This is a genomic window from Flavobacterium sp. (genome assembly GCF_044371705.1).
Taxonomy (GTDB): Bacteria; Bacteroidota; Bacteroidia; order Flavobacteriales; family Flavobacteriaceae; genus Flavobacterium.
This window is the reverse complement of record NZ_JBILTE010000148.1, coordinates 1-6,288: the sequence shown is the minus strand read 5'-3', so window position 1 is coordinate 6,288 and position 6,288 is coordinate 1. Positions and strand designations below refer to the sequence as shown.

The following is a 6,288-nucleotide window of genomic DNA, read 5'->3' as shown; positions in this document are numbered from 1 at the left end:
CGAAAATCCTTTACTGACAGAAGTATAAATATTTTTCTTCGAACCGACTTGATACGATAATCCGATTCGAGGCGACCAAATGGCTCCAAACGAATAACTGTTTTTTGTTGGTTCTACTGTTTCAAAGGTATCCGATTGTTCGTATCGGGTTGAATTAACAGCAATTCCCGATTCCAAATGCATTTTTTTTAACAGTTGCATATCCATTTGAAAAAATACGTTTTGGTAGTTTCTTTTTTGATTGTTTGTTGCAAAAAGAGGTCCTTGAATGCTGCCTTCTCCGGGTTGCGATTGGTATAGATTTTCGTATAATGAATAAGTATAGTCTTCAAAAAGCACTTCAGTTCCAAGGCAGAATTTGGAAGGAATTGAAAATACTTTTTTGTTATAATTCACTTGTAAACGCAGACCAAAATTCATTGTTTCATCGTCTAAAATATCAAACGGACGCGGTTCATATGCATCGATGATTGTAGAAAAAACAGAACTTTCAACCGACCATTTTTCAGAGAATTTATTTTGGTACCCAATGCCCAAAATCAATTTGTCATAGGATTCATAACCTTCTGCTGCTTTCCATGTAGGTGCGGCAACTTCAGGATTATTTTCAAAATCATTTTGGTTAATAGAACTCGGAATGAACGCTTTTAATCGCGTGGCAATTCCAAAGAAGGAGAGCGAACTGTTTTCTGAAAGTTTTTGTTTGGCAGAAAGGTTCATTGATTTTCGGTCATAGTCACTGTTCTCACGGAACCCATCTGAATTTAATTGGTTGTATACCAAATATAAATCGGTGGTACCGTTGTTAAAACCACCGGAGACAGTATTTTTAAACAAACCAAAACTTCCAAAAGTTGATGCGATTTTCCCAAAGGAACTATTTTCTTCGGTAGATTTTCCCATTAGATGAATGACACCACCCAAACCGGCACCAAAACTGGTGGTATTCGGACCTTTAATGATTTCAATTCCGTTCAGACTTTCTAAATCAATATCTTCTAAAACAGTATCGCCTTCGCCATTGCTCAATGGAATATTTTCATAATACGCTTTGATTCGATTGGTGCCAAACTGCGATCGTGCACCAATACCTCGCATCGAAATCCGATTGGTGTTTAAATTACCTTGTTGCAAAGATACACCCGGAATTTTATTCAAAACCGAGGTTAAAATCACGCCATCATTTTGATTGATTTCTTTAGAAGTAATTGTCGCAATAGAAGCAGCTGAATTTTGAATAGTGTTTGGTATTGGAGTTCCTTTTAAAATTACTTCTGATAAGGCTGTAGTATCTGCGATTGTTTGTGCACTGGATAGTGCTGAAAACATTACCAATAAACAAAATAAAACAAACGAATAAATAGAAGGTTTCAGATTCACTTTTCACTTTTCAAAGAGGGTTAAAGTTATCGTTTTATTTTTGATTCTTCACAAGCTTTTTTTGGGCAGTTAAGGTGTTAGGATTCCTTAACTTTTTCTTTTCAATTTATACTTGCAAATGATGTACTTTTGCCGACGCAATTATAAATGATGACACTCAAGACATACACCCAAGAATTCAGTTACAATCTTCGATTGGCTTATCCTATCATTATTGGAATGTTGGGACACACCGTTGTGGGAATTGTTGATAATATAATGGTTGGCCAATTAGGTCCCAAAGAATTAGCGGCCGCTTCTTTAGGAAATAGTTTTATTTTCATTGCAATGTCAGTAGGAATTGGTTTTTCAACGGCTATTACACCCATTGTTGCAGAAGCAGATGGTGAAAAATCAATTGAAAAGGGTAGAGGGGCGTTTCATAATGGTTTGTTTTTGTGTACGCTACTGGGCGTGATTTTGTTTTTACTCATCTTTTTTGCCAAACCGCTGATTGCTTTTATGGGACAACCTGCTGAGGTAGTAGAGTTGGCAAAACCGTATTTAGATATTGTGGCTTTTTCATTGATTCCGCTCATCATGTTTCAGGCATACAAACAGTTTGCCGATGGAAAAAGTGAAACAAAATATTCTATGTGGGCGACGATTATCGGAAACATAGTTAACGTAATTATCAATTATTTTTTAATCTTCGGTATCTGGATTTTCCCAGCGATGGGAATTGTTGGAGCCGCAATTGGAACGATTACTGCCCGAATTGTTATGCTTGCTTTTATGCATTATGTAATGGTGAAAAAACCAAAATTCCACCCGTATTTTGAAAAGTTTAGTTGGGAAGAGATTCAAAAAAGTACCATTAAAAAAATCATTAATTTAGGAATGCCTTCCGCTTTGCAAATGTTTTTTGAGGTGGCATTATTTACCGGAGCCATTTGGTTGTGTGGAATGATAGGAACAACCAGTCAGGCTGCCAATCAAATTGCTTTAAGTTTGGCATCACTAACATTTATGTTTGCCATGGGATTGAGCGTCACAGCGATGATTCGAGTGGGCAATCAAAAAGGGTTGCAAGATTATAAAAAATTGCGAATTGTTGCAGTATCTATTTTTTTATTAGCGACCTTACTCGAAATATTTTTTGCATTGATTTTTATTGTGTTCCACAAAGTACTGCCGATTCCATTTTTGAATTTGGAACAAACCATGCATTTACAAGACAATTTGGAAGTGGTTGCTATTGCTTCACAATTGTTAATTGTTGCTGCGTTATTTCAAATATCAGACGGTTTGCAAGTAGTAGTTTTAGGAGCTTTGAGAGGTTTGCAAGATGTAAAAATCCCCATGTATATTACCTTTGTAGCTTATTGGGTGATTGGATTTCCAATTTCAATTTACTTGGGGTTGTACACAGAATTGAAAGCTATTGGCGTTTGGATTGGATTATTGGCCGGATTAACAGCCGCTGCATTATTTTTATTCTATCGTTTCAATACTTTAACTAAGAAATTAATTCACAATAATAATTAACTGATGACTCTAAAACCAACCTTCGGATTTGATCAACTTCTTTTTGGAATGAAGCAAAAAAATGTGGAAGCTATTTATGGCAAAGCAAGTTCTTCATTTACAGATGAAGAAGGAAATTTGATTTTGTTGTACAATCACTTAAAAGCTCGATTGACTTTTTATGAAGATGAAGATTTTCGGTTAGGTTACATCATTTGTTCGCATCCCGATGTTTTGTTGTTTGAGCAAAAAGTCATTGGAAAATCTTTTTCAGAAGTAAAAAATCTACTGTCATCCAAAGGATATAAATCGTTTGAAGAGGAAACTTTTGATTGTTTTATCAACTATTTCAATGAAGATTTTTGGACGATTCTCCAAACCGAATTTGGCGAAGTTATCAAAGTGGAAGTTGGAGCCATTGTAAAAAATCAAGACGAATTTGATTGGAAATTTAAAGCATAAATAAGGCTGACCAAGAAAAATATTCTTTGTCAATCTGAACTTGTTTCAGATTCTAAATCACACGAACAATTGTTAGATGCTGAAACAAGTCAGCATGACAACGGTTATAGCATGACAGCGATTTTTATTCGATTGGAAATTTAAAGCATAAAAAAAACCGCCAAGTTTTATAGCTTGGCGGTTTTTTACGATTTATTCAGGTAGTTTTTCTAATAACTCCAATTCAAAAATTAAATTGGCATTGGGTGGAATTACGCCACCTGCTCCGGCAGCACCATATCCAAGACTAGCAGGAATAAAAATCAAATATTTATCGCCAATAGTCATCATGTTTACCGCTTCTAAAAATCCGGGAATCAAACCTCCTTTATTTCCGTACTGAAAAGGAAAAGGTTTGTAGGCTTTTGCATCCGCTTTTTGTTGGTTGAATTTCCCAAAAGCTTTCGAAACATCTTCGTAGCTACTGTCAAATAACTCGCCATCTTCAAAATAACCTGCATAGTGCACATAAACTGTTGTTCCTTCTGCGGGTTTTACACCGTTGCCTTTTGCAATTTGTTTATACTCTAATCCAGATGGAGATTTTGTGGCTGCTTTTTTATTCATTTCAAAATAGGCTAATTTAGCATCCATAGTTTTTTTATAAGGAGCAAGTGCCACTTTCTTCTTTTCATCGGCGATTGCTTTTTGTTTTTTCTGATTTTCGGCAGCAATCGCATCTCTGTCTGTGAAGGTTTTAACTGCATCAAACTTTTTTGCATTACTACCCACACGAATAATGGTGATTTTTTGCATCACATCATCTTGTACAATTGCATCAACCACACTTTGTCCTTCTACCACATGTCCAAAAACAGTGTGTCTGCCATCTAAGTGAGGCGTTGGTAAATGCGTGATAAAGAACTGACTTCCGTTCGTTGTTGGACCTGAATTTGCCATTGAAAGTATTCCAGCTTTATCGTGTTTTAAATCTGTAAATTCATCTACAAATTTATAACCGGGTCCGCCACTTCCGTTTCCTGCCGGATCACCACCTTGAATCATGAAATTAGCAACCACACGATGAAATTTCAATCCGTCGTAGAATTTTTTGTTTTTGAATTCAGCACTTACCGCCGGATTATTTCCTTCTGCTAACGAAACAAAATTAGCAACTGTAATTGGAGCTTTTTCATATTCCAATTGTAAAAGAATTTTTCCTTTAGTAGTTTGAATTTCTGCATATAATCCATCCGCTGTTTGAGCAAACAGTCCGCTAGTTAATGCAAGGAGTAAAAAAGTTATTTTTTTCATAATGTAAATTTGTAAATTATTATTGACCTTTTTCAAGCATTTCTACTTCAAAAATTAAATTTGTATTGGGTGGAATTGCACCCGGCATCCCTGCTTCCCCATAACCTAAATGCGACGGGATAAACAAAACAGCATTGTCATTGTAAGACATTTTTTCAATGGCTTCTAAGAATCCAGGTATTAAACCGGTTTTTTCGCCATACTTAAATGGAAAAGGATTGTAGGCACCACTTGCAGCAGCTTGCGGGTCAAATTTTCCAAAAGCTTGAGCCACCTCTTGTTTGCTACTTTGCAATAATTCACCTGACTCTAAATACAAGGAATAATTGAAAAATACTTGCGTGCCTGCAGCCGGTTTTTTACCACCACCTGGAGTAATTTTATAAACTAATCCGGTCTCCGATTTTTTTGCAGTTGCTTTCGCTTCTGCAAAAGACTTTAATTTGGCATCGATTGCACCTTTGTATAACGCTAAAAATTCTGCTTTTTTTGCAACTTCTTCTTCTGCTTTTTGTTTTTGAAGTTCGGCGTCTTTTTTAAATTCGGCCTCAAAAGTTTTTATTGCATCAAATTTTAACGCCGCTTCACCATTTCGGATGATGGTGACTTTTTCAATGATGTCGCCTTGTACAATTTCGTTAACAACTGTCATGCCTTCTACCACATGTCCAAAAACAGTGTGTCGCCCATCCAGATGCGGTGTTGCCGTATGTGTGATAAAAAACTGACTACCGTTAGTGGCAGGACCTGCATTTGCCATTGAAAGTACACCTCCACGATCGTGCACTAAATCGGTAATTTCATCTTTGAATTTATAGCCTGGTCCGCCATTTCCGGATGCTTCAGGATCTCCCCCTTGAATCATGAAATTTGGAACCACTCTATGGAAAGTCAACCCATCATAAAAAGGTTTTCCTTTTTTGGTTGAATCGGATACCATCGTATTTTTTCCTTCGGCAAGTGAAACGAAGTTTGCAACGGTCATCGGTGCTTTTTCAAACTCAAGCTGAAGAATGATTATCCCTTTGTTGGTTTTTATTTCTGCAAACATGCCATCACCTAATTCATCATGCTTGTCTGTACAAGAGAATAAAAAAGTGGTTAAAAACAAACCGATTATTAATTTTAATTTCATAGTTAGTGTAATTGAGTTTATAAAAAGTAATTTAGTCTAAGTTTTGAATTACCGGAGCTGTTGATTGAACAGGTTTAAAATCTGTTAAGGTAACCGTACATTTTAGCGGTACATTGGGACCTATTCTGTTTTTGTCGCCCAAATAGCCATAACCCACATGTGATGGAAAAAGGAATGTTACTTTTTCGTTTTTTCGCATTAATTTGATGCCGTGACGCAGTCCGGTCATGATTTCCTGCTTATCTACCAAATATTCTTGTGGTCGCAATTCTAAGGCGGTGTAAATAACATTTCCGTATATATCGTTCAGTTCATAGTCAAAATAAGCCATATCTCCACGTTTAGGAGTTAAGGTGTCCGTTTCGTTTTTTTGGTCATAAGTATACCAAAATCCCTTTTTAGAAATTAGGTATTCCTTTTCTGGCGTACTTTTCATGATAGAGTCAATGATTTTTTCCTCTTTGGCAACCAATTTTACATTTTTTTCAACAGTTGCTTTTTTGTAAGTCCCG

The 6,288-nt window shown here is 36.2% G+C and carries 6 protein-coding genes; 2 read left to right on the top strand and 4 right to left on the bottom strand.

Features of this window, described 5'->3' with window-relative positions; translation table 11 throughout:
• Positions 1 to 1,380 (bottom strand): TonB-dependent receptor (locus ACIQ2S_RS10115; RefSeq protein WP_396175581.1); only part of this gene is annotated, 1,380 nt, incomplete at its 3' end.
• A gap of 150 nt (positions 1,381 to 1,530) precedes the next feature.
• Between ACIQ2S_RS10115 and ACIQ2S_RS10110 the strand changes: the two genes are divergently transcribed.
• Both ACIQ2S_RS10110 and ACIQ2S_RS10105 read left to right on the top strand, forming a co-directional pair.
• On the top strand, positions 1,531 to 2,907 hold the full coding sequence (locus tag ACIQ2S_RS10110) for an MATE family efflux transporter (protein ID WP_396175579.1): 1,377 nt from the start codon (positions 1,531 to 1,533) through the stop codon (positions 2,905 to 2,907).
• 3 nt (positions 2,908 to 2,910) lie between these two features.
• Positions 2,911 to 3,348, top strand: a complete 438-nt coding sequence (locus ACIQ2S_RS10105) for a hypothetical protein (protein WP_396175577.1) — start codon at positions 2,911 to 2,913, stop codon at positions 3,346 to 3,348.
• Between the two features lie 192 nt (positions 3,349 to 3,540).
• Here ACIQ2S_RS10105 and ACIQ2S_RS10100 read toward each other — a convergent pair whose 3' ends face one another.
• From ACIQ2S_RS10100 to gldI, 3 genes are all read right to left on the bottom strand, one after another.
• A complete protein-coding gene (locus ACIQ2S_RS10100; RefSeq protein ID WP_396175575.1) occupies positions 3,541 to 4,641 on the bottom strand; it encodes a peptidylprolyl isomerase in 1,101 nt (366 codons plus the stop codon).
• A 19-nt stretch (positions 4,642 to 4,660) separates the two neighbouring features.
• Positions 4,661 to 5,776 (bottom strand): peptidylprolyl isomerase, encoded by a 1,116-nt coding sequence (locus ACIQ2S_RS10095; RefSeq protein ID WP_396175573.1) that lies wholly within the window; start codon positions 5,774 to 5,776, stop codon positions 4,661 to 4,663.
• Between the two features lie 31 nt (positions 5,777 to 5,807).
• Positions 5,808 to 6,288: gliding motility-associated peptidyl-prolyl isomerase GldI (gene gldI / locus ACIQ2S_RS10090; RefSeq protein ID WP_396175571.1), on the bottom strand; the 481-nt coding region annotated here is incomplete at its 5' end.

Excerpts from the sequence above, each read along its gene's own strand:
- ACIQ2S_RS10100 (WP_396175575.1), bottom strand. The coding sequence starts at position 4,641 with ATGAAAAAAATAACTTTTTTACTCCTTGCATTAACTAGCGGACTGTTT.
- ACIQ2S_RS10110 (WP_396175579.1), top strand. The coding sequence starts at position 1,531 with ATGACACTCAAGACATACACCCAAGAATTCAGTTACAATCTTCGATTG.
- ACIQ2S_RS10095 (WP_396175573.1), bottom strand. The coding sequence starts at position 5,776 with ATGAAATTAAAATTAATAATCGGTTTGTTTTTAACCACTTTTTTATTC.
- ACIQ2S_RS10105 (WP_396175577.1), top strand. The coding sequence starts at position 2,911 with ATGACTCTAAAACCAACCTTCGGATTTGATCAACTTCTTTTTGGAATG.